Origin of the sequence: Janibacter endophyticus, assembly GCF_016888335.1 — a bacterium.
GTDB classification, from domain to species: Bacteria; Actinomycetota; Actinomycetes; order Actinomycetales; family Dermatophilaceae; genus Marihabitans; species Marihabitans endophyticum.
Genome location: NZ_JAFEJG010000004.1, coordinates 891,324 through 906,733 on the forward strand (window position 1 = coordinate 891,324; position 15,410 = coordinate 906,733).

The window sequence follows — 15,410 nt, forward strand, 5'->3', positions numbered from 1 at the left end:
CGTCTCAGGAGGACGAGATGATCCTGGCTCACTCCGCCAACTCGGGCCACGCGCTCGATATCAACCCCGTCGCTGCGGTCAAGCGCAACGCCCGGCTGACCCCGGATAGCACGGTGCTGATCTACGAGGGTGGCGACGTCACCTACGCCGAGCTCGACGAGAAGGCCGCGAGGCTAGCGACCGACCTCGTGAGGAGCGGAGTGGGGGAGGGGGACCGGGTGGCCTACCTCGGCCTGAACAGCCCCTCCTTCCTCGTGACCATGTACGCCGCCTTCCGGGTCGGGGCACTCTTCGTCCCGATCAACTTCCGCCTCGCCGGGCCCGAGCTTGAGCGGGTCCTCGCCGCTAGCGGCGCCGACGCGATCGTCGCGGAGGAGGGCCATCGGGCAGAGGTCGACTCGGTCAAAGCGGGGTCGGCGATCCGCCGCTCCTTGCTCGTCGACGACGACCCGGCCGTCCCCGTCGCCGACGGCGCAGAGACCGGGGACTGGGAGCGGTGGTCGGCGGTGCTGGCTGCCTCGGAGCCGATGTCGGCGCACGTGCGACGCGACTATGACGACCCCGCGATCCTCATGTTCACGTCGGGGACGACAGGCCACCCTAAGGGAGTCATCCTCACCCACGGCAACATCTTCTGGAACTCGGTCAACGTCGACTCCATGGTTGACACCCGGCGCGGCGACGTCACCCACTGCGCGGCGCCGATCTTCCACATCGGCGCGCTGAACTCCTTCTTGCTCCGGGCGGTCTCGCGGGGCGGCAAGGCGGTCCTGCGACGGCACTTCGACCCCGAGCAGATGGTCCGCGACATCGTCGAGCACAAGGTGAACTCGATGTTCGGCGTGCCCGCGATGTTTGCCGCGCTGCGCCGGGCGCCGGGTATCGAGGAGGTGGACTTGTCGTCGCTCACCGGTCTCATCGTGGCCGGTGCGCCGGTGCCGCCCTCCCTCATCACCCAGTTCCTGGAGCTTGACGTGACGCTCCAGCAGGCCTGGGGGCTCACCGAGACAGCGCCCTTCGCGACGCACCTGCCTGCCGAGTGGACGCGCGAGAAGCTGGGCTCCGCGGGGGTGGCGATGCCCTTCACCGAGGTGCGGATCGTCGATGTCGTCGACAAGACCCCGATGCCCACGGGGGAGCGGGGCGAGATCGTCGTCCGTGGGCCGAACGTCGCCGCCGGCTACTGGAACAACGCCGAGGCCACGTCGGCCGCGTACGACGACCAGGGCTGGTTCCACTCGGGAGACATCGGCTATCTCGACGAGGACGGCTTCCTCTTCATCGTCGACCGGCTCAAGGACATGATCATCACCGGAGGTGAGAACGTCTATCCCGCCGAGGTGGAGCGCGTCTACGCGGAGATGCCCGGGGTCCTCGACGTCGCCGTCGTGGGCGTGCCCGACGAGAAGTGGGGCGAGGCAGTCTCAGCTGTTCTCACCGTCGCGGAGGGGACCGACATCACCCTCGAGAGTGTCCGCGAGTTCGGGAGCGAGCGTCTCGCCCGGTACAAGTTGCCCAGCCGTATCACCCTCGTGGCAGAGATGCCGCGTAACGCCTCGGGCAAGCTCGACAAGCTGACGATCCGGCAGATTGCGGGGAAGGACTGATGCGCGCCGTTATCCCTCGCGCCCTGAGCCCGCGGGCGCCGTGGACCGCCGAGCTAGTGGACGGCGGACGCCGCGCTGCGACGTTCGCCCTCAAGGACGGTAGCGGGGCGACCTACCGGGTGAGGATCGAGCGCTGCGTGGAGGGCCGGCTCGCAGACAGCTATCCAGCCGGTGCGCACGACATCGAACTCGCTCCTGAGGGGCCCGTCCCGGCTGAGATGATCCTGGTCGCTACCGATGCCCTGGTGGAGGCGGACCCGCTCTGCCGGCGGGTAGTGCTGGCACTCGACCCGGAGGATATCGCAGCACACGAGACGGCGCAGCGTGCGGGCTACCGCCCGGGCGTCGAGGTCGATATCCGTGAAGGGACGCTGTCACTTCTGGTGTACGAACCGGCCTGGGTTACCCAGACGGACATGGATCTGGACCGGGTCCCCACGGACTGAGTGGCCCCTCGTCGTGGGACGAGTCAGCTGACCGGCCTGTAGCGCGCACGCTCGGCGCGGATCAGCGCCTGGCTGGCCCCGGCCGCGACCTTGCGCAGCCACGGGGCGTGCTGGTGCAGGTCGATGCGGCCGACCGTCCCGACGATCGCCAGCGCGGCGCGGGGTCGGCCGTTCGAGCCGCGTACCGGGGCAGCGATCGAGACCATGCCGGGTGCGGCCTCCTCGATGTTGACGCCCAGCCCCCCTTCGCGGATGCGGGCGAGCTCGGTCATCAGCTCGTCAGGATCGGTGATCGTGCGGGACGTCCTCGCCTCCAGCGGTGCCGACAGGACCTGCTCCAGTGCCTGCGGGTCGTGCGCGAGCATGACCTTGCCGGCGGCGGCGGCGTGAGCGGGGAGCCTCTCTCCGATCCGCGAGGGGGAGTGGCCCGCCTTGCCGCCGAAGAGCCGGTGCAGCGCGATCACGTCCGTCCCCTCGAGGACGGAGACATGGACGATCTCGTGGGTCTTCTCGTAGAGGTCGGCGCAAGCAGGGATGAGGAACTCACGGAGCCAGAGGTGCTCGTCGGCGTCGACGGGGCGACTCAGCTCCTGGAGTCGCGCGCCTAGGCGATACTTGCGGCCGACCCTCTCGACGACACGGTTGCGCTCCAGCATCCCCAGCACGCGGAAGGCCGTGGACTTGCTGAGGTCCGCCCGACGGGCGAGCTCGCTGACACCGACACCGGAGACCGCGTCGGCACCGAAGGAGGCGAGCAGGCTTATCGCCTTGTCCACCGCTGCTCGGTCGCCGCTGTCCTGGGTGGTATCGCGGCCCTCAACTGTTGCTGTCATGGACGATCCCTCTCGGTGCGTCTATCGAGGTAAGCGCTCTGTCACCTTTGACATCGATATCCTGGCCCGAGAAGAGCATTCAGTCAAGAGTGACGGATAGGATATTGTAAGTGACGACTGTTGAGCGAGCAGAGGGGCGGGACTCCGAGATCTCGCAGCTCATCGCGACCAACGTCCGGCGATTCCGGCAGGAGCGCGGGCTCTCCCTGGGAGACATGGCGCGACGTTCCGGCCTGTCGAAGCAGACCCTCTCTAAGCTGGAAGCCGGCGCGGGGAACCCCACGGTCGACACCCTTGCCGCCGTCGGGGTGTGCCTCGGCGTCCCGCTGAGGCGGCTGGTCACCGAGTGGGGCAACCCGGTCTACGTCCGGCGGGCAGAGTCGGCGGGCTGGCGCCAGCACTACGGGTCGGACATCAGGTTCCTCGACGAGATCTTCGGTACCGGCCACGTCCGGACGCAGGTCGTCCGGCTGAGCAAGAAGATGCGGACGGCGACCGTCATGCCTCACTCCTCGGGGACGCTGCACCACGTCTACGTGATCGAGGGCGAGATCCGCACCGGCCCGCTGTCGGACCCGGTCGACCTCGGACCCGGAGACTTCGTCCGATTCCCCGGAGACGTGCCCCACCGTCACGTCTGCCTCTCCGCCACGGCCCTGGCTCACATGGTGACGACCGTGCCCCAGATCCGACAGTTCTCGACCAGCGAGCCGGGTTGAGCCGCCCCGGCTGTGCTTGACGTCCTGGACGGCGACCTACAGGGGCTACCCTGTCCGAGGCTGCTGACGCGGCCAAGCCCTCGTAGCTCAGGGGAAGAGCACTTCTCTCCTAAAGAAGGTGTCGCAAGTTCGAATCTTGCCGGGGGCACCGATCTCCGGGATGCCAAGGCGCGACACGGCGCGACGGTCGTCCCTCAGGGCGCGCTCGTCTCGGCCGGCTCGGGCTCGGGTGGGGTGGTCGAGCCAGGATCCGGCTCGGTCGGCGTCGGCTCGGGCGAGGGGGTCGTCGGATCCGCCGTCGGCTCCGTCGGCTCCGTCGGCTCCGTCGTCTCGGTCGTCGGCGGCGTCGTCGCCCCGGGCGAAGGGGGAGTGCTCGGGGTCGGCGACGTGGTCCCGGACGTCGGTGTCGAAGACGTCGTCGTGGGTACCGGCGAGCTGCTCGAAGGCTTCGTCGCAGGGCGGGCTGGCACCGTGTCCTTCGGCCCCGGCGTGACCACCGGCTCGTCCGCGCGCTCGTCCCGGCTCTTCGTCGTCGACGTCACGACCCCGTTGGGCACGAAGCGGGACGTGTCGCCGATCGCCTCGAGCCCGTTGCGCTCGAAGAATCCCTTCCACGACAGCACCGTCGCGACGTACTCGCCCGAGTAGTTGTAGGAGAGGATCGCGCGGCGCAACGATCCGGGGTCCGCGAGGTCGCGCCCGCCCGCGCACAGGTAACGAGCCGCCGACGCCGCGGCGTCGTAGACGTTCTGCGGGTCGGCGGTGCCGTCGTCGTCGGCGTCCGTGCCCCACGCCGCCCATGTCGTCGGGATGAACTGCATCGGCCCGACCGCTCGGTCGGACGCCGAGGACCCGTCGAGCCGCCCGCCGTCGCTGTCCGAGATCCGCGCGAAGGCTCCGCCCGTCAGCGGCGGCCCGTAGACGGGCGGGGTCACCCTGTGACCGGTCAGCGCGCGGCCGCCGATGTTGCCCGACTCGACCTGCCCGATGGCGGCGAGCAGCTCGGGTCGGACCCCGCAGCCCGCGGGCGCGAAGGAGGGCGCCTTGCGGTACGCCCTGACGAGGTGCGCCTTGGGGGTGCCGGCGCCGAGGCGCAGCTCCTGGGCGAGCTTCTTCGCCTTCGCCGCATCGACCTTCTTCGGTGCCTTCTTCGCCCGGACCGGCCGCTTCGGGAGCGGCTTCATGGGGTGGGCTCGGACGTGGGTGCGCTCGACCGCGACGTCGAGCAGCCGCGGCGCCGGCGGACCGAGACGCGCGGCCACGCTCACGGCCGGTTCGGCAACCTCCACCACCGTCTCGACCGGCGCAGCCGGCCCCCCGACCGACGCGACCGCGGCCGCACCCCCTCCCACGACGGCGACAACCCCAGCGCCGACCCAGGCCACTCGCGCTCGCATCCCCGGATCCCCCTTCGAGCTCAGCATCCAGGCTAGGCGCGCCACGGCGGCACGTCGTCGACCGTGCGGGGAACGGCTCACCAACCGTGGGTGTCCGACGGGCCGCCCCTTCGCGTTAGCCTGCCGACGTGAGCTCAGCGACCACCCCTTCGACCCCGCCGGGGCCCGAGCAGTGGCGCGGCGAGCTCATGGACCTCGGCGGCCCCAACACCCTGGTCTGGCCCCGGCGTGACGACTCCGAGGTCGTCGACCTCACCCGCGCCCACCCGGGTGGCACGGCGATGCTCCTCGCCGGCCGCGACGTGCGGATCAGCGACCTCGTCCGCGAGCCTGAGGCCCGCGCCCGCGCCCAGCGCACCGCCCGCCGCCTGCGTGAGCGCACCGACGCGATCGCCGAGGAGCACGGCCTGAGCACCTGCTTCCTGGCCATGGGAGAGGCCACGTGGCACACGAGCGTCGAGCAGCGCCGCCCCGCCGCCCCCGTGCTCCTGCGTCGTGTCGACCTCGAGCCCACCGAGACCGACGGCGACCTGCGGCTGACCTTCGTCACCGACGTCGAGCTCAACCCCGCGCTCGTCGCGGTCGTCGAGCCCCGCCTGCGCCGCCCCGGGGCGCTGACGCGGGTCCTCGAGCGTGGCCGTGCCGGGGAGCGTGGGTTCAACCCCGAGCCGGTCTACGAGGCGCTGCGGCAGCTGTGCGCCCAGATCCCCGGCTTCGAGATCCGCTCCACCCTCCAGCTCGGCGCGTACCCCTACGGCAAGGCCGAGGCGATCGCCGACCTCGACGCGATCCGCCGGGTCGTCGACGCTCACCCGGTCCTCGCTCGCCTCACCGACGGCGAGGAGGTGGCGCCGGCGGGTGGCGCGGCGAAGGGGTCAGCCGCGGACCGTCGTCGTTCGGTCCGGGGTCGTCGGGCGCCCGAAGGGGTCGACGCGAGCGTCTTCGACCTCCCCGAGGACCAGCAGGGAGCCCTGGACCGTGTCGCAGAGGGCGAGGACCTCTTCGTCGAGGCGCCGCCGGGCGTCGACGCGGCGCGGTTCGTCGCGGCGCTCGTGGCGCAGACGGTGGGATCCGAGCGGCGTGTGCTCGTCGTCGCCGAGAAGACGGCCGCGCTGCAGGCTGTCCATGGTGTCCTCGACGGTGTCGGCCTCGGCGATCTCGTCGTCCACGTCACCGACCCGGCCGGTCAGGTCGACCCGCGGCTCATCACCGACCGCTGGCCGACCCGCTCGGACCAGCCCGAGACCGGCTCGGCCGCGAGCAGCCAGCGCGCGACGGCTGCTGCCGCGACCCTCGACGGGCACGCCCAGGCGGTCCACACCCCGCGCGAGCCGTGGGGCGTGAGCATCGCCGACGCCCACGACTCGGTGGTGGCCCTCGCCGGCGCCGCATCTCCTCCCCGCTCGCGGGTGCGCCTCGGTCGGGAGGTCCTCTCCCGGCTCGACCTCGACGCCATCGAGGAGGCCGCGACCCATGCCGAGACGATCGCCCGGACCTTCGCCTGGGACCGCCGGCCCACCCCTTCGCCCTGGTGGCGGGGGAGGGTGACGAGCGCCCAGGACGTCGACTGGGTGAGCGAGACGATCACCCACCTGCTCGACGAGGATCTCGCCGCGCTCGACCGGACGATGTCCGAGGTCTTCCGCGACATCACCGAGCCTCGCGCCCAGGCCCCGGGCGACCACGGCCGCCTCCTCGCGGCCGTGGAGCAGATCCGCGACACCCTCGACATCTTCCGGCCCGAGCTCTTCGACGCCCCGATCGACCCGCTCATCGACGCGACCTCGTCGATGACCCGGCTCGGCATGGTCGAGCGGCGCCGCCTCGTGCGGCAGGCACGCGCCCACCTCCGTCCCGGCAGGCCGCCCGCCGACCTCCATGCCGCCCTCGTCAGCGCCCAGGAGCAGCGCCGCGCGTGGGCAGGCATCGTCGGCGGCGGTGGCCGGCCACGCATCCCTGCGACCATCGACGACGCGCACCGGGCCTACGAGCGGGTGCACGCAGCACTCGCGACGGTCGAGACCGCACTGCCGCCGGCGGCGGAGGGTGACGGGCTCATCGACCGTCCGACCGCCGAGCTGCGGACCCTGCTCGCCGCCCTGCGCCGCGACCGGGCCGGCGCCGAGGCGGCCTCCGCCACCCGCGGCGACGTCGACGCCCTGGACGAGCTCGGCCTCGGCGAGGTCGTCGACGACCTGGCCCGGCGGCGTGTCGCACCGTCCGCGGTCGTCGACGAGATGCGCTACGTGTGGTGGATGTCGGTCCTCGAGGAGATCGGGTCCGGGGACCGGCGCTTCCGGGCCGTCGAGGGCACCGACCTCGACGCTGCCCTCGCCGACTTCGTCGTCGCCGACGCCGAGACCGTCGCCGCCAACGCCCGCGCGCTCGCCGACGCCGCCAGCCGACGCTTCCGGTCGCTCGGGCGCGGCAACCGCAGGGCTGCCCTCGACGTCGACCGCACCGCCAAGGGCCGTGGCAGGCCCGCCCCGCGCTGGCGCGACGGCTACGACGCGTGGGGCGGGCTCCTCCGCGCCGCCGGCCCCTGCACGATGATGAGCCCCCTCGCGGTCGGCCTGGTCCTGCCCCCGGACGAGCGATTCGACCTCGTGGTCGTCGACGACGCGAGCCGGACCAGCCTCGCCCGGGCCGTCGGCGCCATCGCCCGCGGCGGGCAGCTCGTCGTCGTGGGCGACCCGACGCAGCAGCGGCCCGGCTCGTGGAGCACCGACCCCGGCGTGCGGCCACCCGACACCTCTGCCGACGACCTCGCCACCCTGGCCGAGCGCAGCCTCGAGGTCGTCCACCTGCGGACCAGCGGCGACCCTCGCCCGTGGATCCCGTCGGCTCGCGAGCGCGGCGTCGTCCACACCCCAGCGCCCGGCGGCGACCCCACGCCCCGGCTGCGTGTCGTGGACACCGAGCACGCGGGGGGCGGCCCCAGCCCCGAGGTCGACCTCGTCGCCTCTCTCGTCGTGGAGGCCCTCGCCGAGCCCGGGACGAGCCTGGGCGTCGTCACCTTCGACGCCGAGCACGCAGCGGCCGTCCGTGCCGCCGTGGCCGACACGGTGCGTCGCCGGCCCGAGCTGGCCGCCGGGATGGCGGCGCTCCCGGCCCCCTTCGTCGTCAAGCCGGTCGACCGCTGGCAGCGCGAGCAGCGTGACCGTGTCGTCGTCAGCGTCGGCCCGGTGAGCCCGCTCGGCTCTGGCGCCCCGGCGACCGCGGCCAGCCGGGCACTCGCGGGCATCGAGGGTGCCCGCCTCGTCGGCATCGCCCTGACCCGGGGACGCCGCCAGGTCGACTGGGTGACCGGGCTGCGGGCCGCCGCCTTGCGGGGCGTGCCCAAGGGCAGCGGCATCGAGGCGCTGCGCGCGGTCCTCGCCGAGCTCGAGGCCCTCGAGGAGTCGCCGCCGGCCCACCGGGCCAGCGGGGACGAAGGGGGAGCCGGTCCCCTTGTCGTCGGCTTCGCCCAACGACTCCGTGCCGCCGGCCTCGTCGCCGAGATCGGCGTGGGCCGAGGGGCGCACCGGGTGGACATCGCCGTGGCCGACCCGGACCACCGGGGCTACCAGCTCGCCGTGAGCCTCGACGGCCCGGAGTACGCGAGCCGCGCCGGCGCCCGTCAGCGCGACCGGATCCTCCCCGCCGAGCTGACGGCCCTCGGCTGGCGCCACCTGCGGCTGTGGACGACCGACATCTTCGCCGACCCCGCGCGGCAGGAGGCCAAGGTTGTCCGCGCCCTGCACGACGCCTGCCGGGCGCTCGAGGCCGGACACCGGCGATGAGTCCAGACGACGGCACTGCCGAGCCGTCGCCCCGTCGGCGCCGTCATCGGCGGGCCAGCCACCCGGGCACCTCGGAGGCGGCTCGTGCCGCCAGCACCCAGGCCGAGGACACCCCTTCGCCCCGGACGCCCCGGTCCGAGGGCACCCCGGTCCTCGACCCACGGGAGAAGTGGCTGCTCGACGAACGTCCGCCCCACTGGGGCCGGGACTGAGGGACGACGAAGGGGTGAGAGCCGGTGGCTCTCACCCCTTCGGGCTGCGACGTGTGGCCGTCGCGGGTGCTGCGATCAGATGCGGCCGCGGCCGGCGCGGAGCTCGTCGCGGATCTCGCGGAGGAGCTCGACGTTCTCCTCGGTGGTCTCCTCCTCGGCGGCGACGAAGCGCTCACGCATCGCCTGGTACGGCTTGATGACGCCGAAGTACACGACGGCGGCCATGATGAGGAAGGCGACGAGAGCGGTGAGCAGCGGGCCGACCGTCTGGAAGCCGCCGATGGTCATGTCGTCGAAGTTGAAGTCGGCACCGCCGGTGGCCTTGCCGATGGCCTCGAGGAGGAAGTTGGTGAACGCGGCGACGACCGCGGCGAACGCGGTGGCGATGATCAGACCGGTGGCAATCTCGACGAGGTTGCCGCGCATGAGGAAGTCCTTGAAGCCCTTCATGGGATCCATCCTTCTAGGGGTAGACGTGAGTAGTGCGAGCGCGCACTCCGTCGACCAGGATGAAAGACCCTGCAGCGGATATGCAAGTTGGCGACGGGCCCGGGCGTGGCGGATCCATTATCGCAGCCTGCCGGGAGGGCGTCGAGACTGTCCTCCGAGGCAGCATCGCCGCAGGTCAGCGACCTGGTGAGAGTCCGCGGGCGGTGAGGACGAAGCCCGTCCCGACGTCCTCGTCGAGAGCGTCGACGATGTCGCCGGCCGATGCCGCCGACAGCGAGAGCACCGCCGTCGGCTCGGGGATCGCGGCCGGCTCGTCGCCGCCCACGGGGATCGCCACGACCCTCGCCTCCTCGGCGACCGGCTCACGGCGACCGGGCCGGTAGACGTCGACGAGGTCGCCCACCGCAAGCGATCGCGCGGCACCGATGAGTGGCACGGTGACGACCCGCCTCCCGGGCCCCGCCGTGGATGCGTCGCTGCCGAGCACCCGGGCCGGGGTGAGCACCTCCCCCTCGGCGAGGGCCACCGTCGCCAGCCGGCCGACGGCCCCGTCGGGTGCCTGCAGCGCATCCTGGGGGACGGTCGAGGCCGGACGATCGACCACGCGGACGTCGCCGGCGTCCACCGGTGTCCCCGCCGCCACGTCGGCGACCGCGACGAGGGCGGCGGCGGTGGGCTCGGGTGCGCCCCGGCCGACCGCGAGCGCAAGCCCGAGGGAGAGCAGCAGCCCTGCGACGACCCGGCGGGCGACCCGTCGGCGCCACGCCTGCCGGCGGCCAGGGGCGAAGAGCCAGGGGAGCTGGGTCGCGAGGAGGTCGGCCATGACACCGACGTTAGGCAGCCGCGGGTGCGGCGGCTGGGGTCAGGAGGCCGGGGTGGACGACGAGCTCGCGCCGGACGTGCCTGTGGACGACGTGGTGCTCGAGCCGGTGCTCGACGAGGCGGTGCCCGAGCCGTTGTCGCTCGAGGTGCTGGACGAGGAGCCGTTCGAGCCGGACGACGACGCCCCCGCGGCAGAGGTCCCGCGCGAGTCCGTGCGGTAGAAGCCGCCACCCTTGAAGACCACGCCGACCGCGCCGAACTTCTTGCGCAGCGCGCCACCGCACTGGGGGCACTCGGTCAGGGCGTCGTCGCTGAAGGACTGCACGGCGTCGAACTCGTGACCGCACTCGGAGCAGGCGTAGGCATAGGTAGGCACGGGACCGAAGTATAGGAAGGATCGCGGGCGGCTCGTGCCTCGCGTCAGGAGCTGCCGGACCGCCAGCCCGCGAGCCGCCCCTCGCGGCTCACCGCGAGCAGACGGGCCTCCACCGAGTCTCGCAGCCCGCGCCCGCACACGACGAGCAGGTCGTCGCCCGCGCGCAGCAGGCTGTCCGGCCCCGGCACGAAGGACGACTCGTCCCGGACGATCAACGAGACGTTCGCCCCCTTCGGCAGCCGCAGCTCGAAGACCCGCACGCCGTGCAGCCGCGACCCGGCCCCGACGCTCACCTGGACGAGATCCGCGTCGATGCTCTCGAGCGGCCCGGAGTCGACACTGATGTCGTGCGCCGCCGCCGTCTCGGTCACCCGCAGCCGCCGGGCCACCCACGGCAGCGTCGGAGCCTGGATGAGCGTGAAGAGCACGACGAGCATGAAGACGAGGTCGAAGATCCAGTCCACCCCGCGCGCCCCGTGCGTCACCGGCACCGTCGCGAGGACGACCGGGACCGCCCCGCGCAGGCCCGCCCAGGACAGGAAGGCCTGGTCGCGCCAACCGATGCCGAAGGGGGTGAGGGAGACGGCGACGGACAGTGGCCGGGCGACGAGCAGCAGGACCGCGCCGAGGATGAGGGCCGGCACGACCTGGGCCGTGAAGCCCGAGGGGGTCGCGAGCAGGCCGAGCATGACGAAGAGCCCGATCTGGGCCAGCCAGCCCACCGACTCCGCGAAGCCGAGCATCGCGGCCTTGTGCGGCATCGTCATGTTGCCCATGACGAGCGAGGCGGCGTAGCAGGCGATGAATCCCGAGGTGTGCACCATCGCGGCCGCGCCGTAGGCGAAGACCGACACCGCGATGACGCCGATGGAGAAGAGGCCGGACGTGGCCGCCGCGGTGCGCCGCACGAGCCGGGCCCCGAGGTAGCCGACGGCGACGCCGATGATCGCGCCGCCGACGAGCTCGAGCGTGGCGGTGACGGCCAGCACGGGCCACGAGGCTGCGTGCGCCGGGTCGACGAGCCGGGCCGAGAGGGCGACGACGAGGATGACCACCGGGGCGTCGTTGAAGCCCGACTCCGCCTCGAGCATCCCGGAGAGCCGCCGGGGGAGCGGCACCCGTCGCAGCACGGAGAAGACGGCGGCGGCGTCGGTCGAGGAGACGATCGCGGCGATGAGCATCGCGACGTGCCAGTCCAGCCCGAGCAGCCAGTGCGCAGCGACCGCGGTGACGACCACGGACACGACGACCCCGACCGTCGACAGCGTCACCGCCGGCGCCACCGAGCGCCGGATCGCCGACCAGCGGGTCGTCAGGCCGCCCTCGGTGAGGATGAGGATGAGCGCGGCGTAGCCGAGGACCTGGCCGAGCGCGTCGGAGTCGAAGTCGAAGCCGACCTCGCCGAGGAGCAACCCGATCGCGAGGTAGGCGAGCAGCGTCGGCAGCCCCGAGCGGGAGGTCACCCGGACCGCCGCGATGCACAGGACGAGGACTGCCGACCCGACGAGGAGAGCACGCGCGAGATCGAGGGTGTCGAGGCCGGGCCCGCCCACGCTCGTCAGCACCGCTCACCTCCGTCCGGGTCGGTCGCTAGTCTCGCAGGGTGCCAACGCCTGCCACGCTCCGACGCGTCACTCTCGCGGTCCTCGCCCTTGTCGTCGTCCTCGCCGTCGCCCTCGGGGGCATCGCGTGGAACCAGGTGCAGCGCACCATGCCGACGACCGACGGCACCCTCGATGTCGATGGGCTGAGTGCCCCGGTCACCGTGATCCGGGACGAGCGTGGGGTGCCGAACATCTACGCCGACACCCTCGACGACCTCATGCGGGCCCAGGGCTTCGTCCACGCGCAGGACCGCTTCTTCGAGATGGACCTGCGTCGGCACATCACCGCCGGACGGCTCTCGGAGATGGTCGGCGAGCCCGGCCTCGAGACCGACAAGGTCATCCGCACCATGGGCTGGCGCCGTGTCGCGGAGGCCGAGCTGCCGATGCTCAAGCCCAGCACCCGTCACGCGCTGCAGGCCTACGCGGACGGGGTCAACGCGTGGATCGACCGGCGTGGCGAGCCCGGCGACATGGCGCTCGAGTACACGATCCTCGGCCAGCAGAACAACGACTACCGGGTCGAGCAGTGGTCGGCGGTCGACTCCCTCGCCTGGCTCAAGGCGATGGCCTGGGACCTCCGCGGCAACTACACGGAGGAGCTGACCCGCGCCCGGCTCGCCGATGTCGTCCCCGAGACGATGCTCGCCGACCTCTACCCGCCGTACGACACGGAGAGCCACCAGCCGATCCTGTCGGCCGACGAGTGGCCGGTCGAGCGCCCCGGCGCCACCGGGACGAAGGGGGAGTCCCGGGAGACCGTGACCGCCGAACCCGCCAGCGTGAAGGGCGCAGCAGACCCGACCGAGGACGTCGCGACGGTCCTCGCCTCGGCCCAGAGGGCCTTCGACGCCATCCCCGAGCTCCTCGGCCACGGCGAGGGCATCGGGTCGAACTCGTGGGTCGTCTCCGGCGACAAGTCCTCGACCGGCATGCCGTTGCTCGCCAACGACCCGCACCTCGGGATCTCCGTCCCCGGCATCTGGTACCAGGTAGGGCTGCACTGCCGCGAGGTCACCGAGCAGTGCCCGCTCGAGGTGAGCGGTTACTCCTTCGCCGGGCTGCCGGGCGTCGTCATCGGCCACAACGCCGACATCGCGTGGGGCTTCACCAATCTCGGTCCGGACGTCACCGACCTCTACCTCGAGGACGTCGACGACGAGGCCGGACGTTACCGGCGTGACGGCAAGCAGGTCCCGCTGACCACCCGCCGCGAGATCCTCAAGGTCGCCGGCGGCGATGACGTCGAGCTCACCGTGCGCTCGACGGTCCACGGGCCGATCATCTCCGACGTCCTCGACGGGGTCGCCGACGCCGGTGACGACCCCGACTCCGTCAAGACCCACGCGGTCTCGCTCGCCTGGACCGCGCTGACCCCGGCGACCACCGCGGACGCGATCTTCGAGCTCAACACCGCCGCGAGCTTCGCCGACTTCCGGGAGGCCGCGAGCTCCTTCGCCGTCCCGAGCCAGAACCTCATCTACGCCGACATCAACGGCAACATCGGCTACCAGGCACCCGGCGCAGTCCCGGTCCGCGCGCAGATCGGCGAGGGTGTCCCCGGCCAGCAGCCCGCCCCGGGCTGGGACAGCCGCTACGACTGGCAGGGGTTCGTCCCCTTCGAGGACCTGCCGTGGGTGCTCAACCCGGACGACGGCATCATCGTCACGGCCAACCAGATGGTCACCCCTCGGCGCACGCCGCGGCTCACCTCGGACTGGGACTACGGCTACCGGGCGCAGCGCATCCTCGACCTGCTGACGAGCGAGGACAAGGTCACCCCGGAGAAGATGCTGCGGATCCAGGACGACACCCGCAACGAGTTCGCGCAGGTCCTCGTCCCCTACCTGCTCGCCGTCGACCTCGACGACCCCTTCATCGAGGAGGCGCGCGACCTCCTGCGGAGCTGGGACTACACCCAGCCGGCGGGTCGCGGCGCCAACGGGGCTGCGGCCGCGTACTACAACGCGGTGTGGTCGCAGATCGTGCGGCTCACCTTCAACGACGACCTGCCGAGCGACCTGCAGGCCAGCGGCAGCTCGGCCCAGATGGCGTCGGTGACCCGGCTGCTCGAGAAGCCGCGCTCCGGCTGGTGGGACGACCGCGGCACCCCGGGCCTCGTCGAGGGCCGCGACGAGATCCTGCGCCGAGCGCTCGTCGACGCGCGCCTCGACCTGACCCGCACCATCGGCAAGGACATCGCCGACTGGGAGTGGGGGGCGCTGCACACCGCAGACTTCGAGCACCAGGTGCTCGGCGGGGAGGGCGTCCCGTCACTGGTGCGCGCGATCTTCAACCGCGGCGGCTACGAGATGCCCGGCGGCTCCTCGATCGTCAACGCGACGTCGTGGAACGCGTCCACGGGCTTCGAGGTCACGGCCGCGCCGTCGATGCGGATGCTCGTGGACCTCGGTGATCTCGACGCCTCCCGCTGGGTCAACCAGACCGGCCAGAGCGGCCGCCCGTACAGCCCGCACTACACCGACCAGGCCGAGGCGTGGTCGCGCGGAGAGACCTTCCCGTGGCCGTTCAGCCAGGGCGCGGTGCAGGAGGCGAAGGGGGAGGAGCTCACCCTCGAGCCGACGAAGGAGTGACTCCCTCGGCGGTGAGGACGGTCGAGACCGGCTGGTCGTGCGGCTCGCGGGGCAGGGTCGCGCTCGTGTGCTCGCCGGGGTGGAGCAGGACGGCGACCGGGGTGCCCGGGCGCAGGCGCGGCAGGACACGGTCGTAGCAGCCGCCGCCCTGACCGAGCCGGGTGCCGTGGTGGTCGACGGCCAGCCCGGGGATCAGCGCGAGGTCGGCGCGGGCGGGGGCCGCGGTGCCCAGGGGAGTGCGGTCGGCGTCGGCGAGATCGCACCAGTCGAGATCGAGGTCCGGGAGCGTGATCGGCACGAGCACCTGCCAACCGGCGGCTCTCAGGGCGGTGTTGAGGGCGGCCGTCGGGGGCTCGTGGGGCAGCGACTCGTAGCTCAGGGCGACGAGCGGACCGTCGGCGCCGGCGACCGGTCGGGCGGCGGCCGCGAGCTCGAGGGCGAGGGCCGCGAGCGCGTCGTCGTCGGCACCGATGTCTCGACTGCCGGCGATCTCGCGGCGACGTGCGCGCAACGTGGCGCGGACCCCCTGCTTGCTCTCCGTGCCGGTCATGCCCTGCATCGTAGGCTG

The 15,410-nt window shown here is 72.5% G+C and carries 13 protein-coding genes and 1 tRNA gene; 7 read left to right on the top strand and 7 right to left on the bottom strand.

Translation table 11 applies throughout. From position 1 onward, the window contains the following. The first annotated feature begins 17 nt into the window (after window positions 1-17). On the top strand, window positions 18-1,607 hold the full coding sequence (locus tag JNO54_RS04335) for an acyl-CoA synthetase (RefSeq protein ID WP_204142791.1): 1,590 nt from the start codon (window positions 18-20) through the stop codon (window positions 1,605-1,607). After that, entirely contained in the window at window positions 1,607-2,053 is a 447-nt protein-coding gene (locus JNO54_RS04340) for a hypothetical protein (RefSeq protein WP_204142792.1), read from the top strand. The genes JNO54_RS04335 and JNO54_RS04340 overlap by 1 nt, the downstream gene beginning before the upstream one ends. A gap of 23 nt (window positions 2,054-2,076) precedes the next feature. Here the strand turns inward: JNO54_RS04340 and JNO54_RS04345 are convergent, their stop codons facing one another. Then, on the bottom strand, window positions 2,077-2,886 hold the full coding sequence (locus JNO54_RS04345) for an IclR family transcriptional regulator (protein ID WP_204142793.1): 810 nt from the start codon (window positions 2,884-2,886) through the stop codon (window positions 2,077-2,079). Between the two features lie 110 nt (window positions 2,887-2,996). On the opposite strand from JNO54_RS04345, the gene JNO54_RS14910 reads away from it, so the two are divergent. Both JNO54_RS14910 and JNO54_RS04355 read left to right on the top strand, forming a co-directional pair. Next, the gene (locus JNO54_RS14910; protein ID WP_204142794.1) at window positions 2,997-3,605 is read left to right on the top strand and encodes a helix-turn-helix domain-containing protein; all 609 of its coding nucleotides are present in this window, start codon (window positions 2,997-2,999) and stop codon (window positions 3,603-3,605) included. Between the two features lie 76 nt (window positions 3,606-3,681). Next, window positions 3,682-3,753, top strand: a tRNA-Arg gene (locus JNO54_RS04355). Between the two features lie 46 nt (window positions 3,754-3,799). Here JNO54_RS04355 and JNO54_RS04360 read toward each other — a convergent pair. Continuing rightward, window positions 3,800-5,002 (bottom strand): lytic transglycosylase domain-containing protein, encoded by a 1,203-nt coding sequence (locus JNO54_RS04360; protein ID WP_233703176.1) that lies wholly within the window; start codon window positions 5,000-5,002, stop codon window positions 3,800-3,802. A 128-nt stretch (window positions 5,003-5,130) separates the two neighbouring features. Here JNO54_RS04360 and JNO54_RS04365 point away from each other — a divergent pair, with 128 nt between their 5' ends. Together JNO54_RS04365 and JNO54_RS04370 are read left to right on the top strand one after the other, a co-directional pair. Further along, window positions 5,131-8,784: a PDDEXK-like endonuclease domain-containing protein gene (locus JNO54_RS04365; protein WP_204142795.1), complete on the top strand. Its 3,654-nt coding sequence runs from the start codon at window positions 5,131-5,133 to the stop codon at window positions 8,782-8,784. Continuing rightward, complete coding sequence (locus JNO54_RS04370; protein ID WP_204142796.1) at window positions 8,781-8,996, top strand: hypothetical protein; 216 nt, start codon at window positions 8,781-8,783, stop codon at window positions 8,994-8,996. The genes JNO54_RS04365 and JNO54_RS04370 overlap by 4 nt, the downstream gene beginning before the upstream one ends. Before the next feature lie 75 nt (window positions 8,997-9,071). Here the strand turns inward: JNO54_RS04370 and JNO54_RS04375 are convergent, their stop codons facing one another. The 4 genes from JNO54_RS04375 to JNO54_RS04390 form a co-directional block, all read right to left on the bottom strand. Beyond that, complete coding sequence (locus tag JNO54_RS04375; RefSeq protein ID WP_204142797.1) at window positions 9,072-9,446, bottom strand: MscL family protein; 375 nt, start codon at window positions 9,444-9,446, stop codon at window positions 9,072-9,074. Between the two features lie 175 nt (window positions 9,447-9,621). Further along, window positions 9,622-10,269 carry an SAF domain-containing protein gene (locus JNO54_RS04380; RefSeq protein ID WP_204142798.1) on the bottom strand — a complete coding sequence of 216 codons (648 nt, stop codon included), beginning with the start codon at window positions 10,267-10,269 and terminating at the stop codon, window positions 9,622-9,624. Between the two features lie 39 nt (window positions 10,270-10,308). Next, complete coding sequence (locus JNO54_RS04385) at window positions 10,309-10,644, bottom strand: FmdB family zinc ribbon protein (protein WP_204142799.1); 336 nt, start codon at window positions 10,642-10,644, stop codon at window positions 10,309-10,311. Between the two features lie 44 nt (window positions 10,645-10,688). Continuing rightward, window positions 10,689-12,209: a potassium/proton antiporter gene (locus JNO54_RS04390; protein WP_307818057.1), complete on the bottom strand. Its 1,521-nt coding sequence runs from the start codon at window positions 12,207-12,209 to the stop codon at window positions 10,689-10,691. A gap of 38 nt (window positions 12,210-12,247) precedes the next feature. On the opposite strand from JNO54_RS04390, the gene JNO54_RS04395 reads away from it, so the two are divergent. Continuing rightward, window positions 12,248-14,842, top strand: a complete 2,595-nt coding sequence (locus JNO54_RS04395; protein WP_307818058.1) for a penicillin acylase family protein — start codon at window positions 12,248-12,250, stop codon at window positions 14,840-14,842. Here the strand turns inward: JNO54_RS04395 and JNO54_RS04400 are convergent. Continuing rightward, window positions 14,817-15,392, bottom strand: coding sequence for a 5-formyltetrahydrofolate cyclo-ligase (locus tag JNO54_RS04400; protein ID WP_233703177.1), 576 nt, complete (start codon window positions 15,390-15,392; stop codon window positions 14,817-14,819). The genes JNO54_RS04395 and JNO54_RS04400 overlap by 26 nt on opposite strands. Window positions 15,393-15,410: the final 18 nt, after the last annotated feature.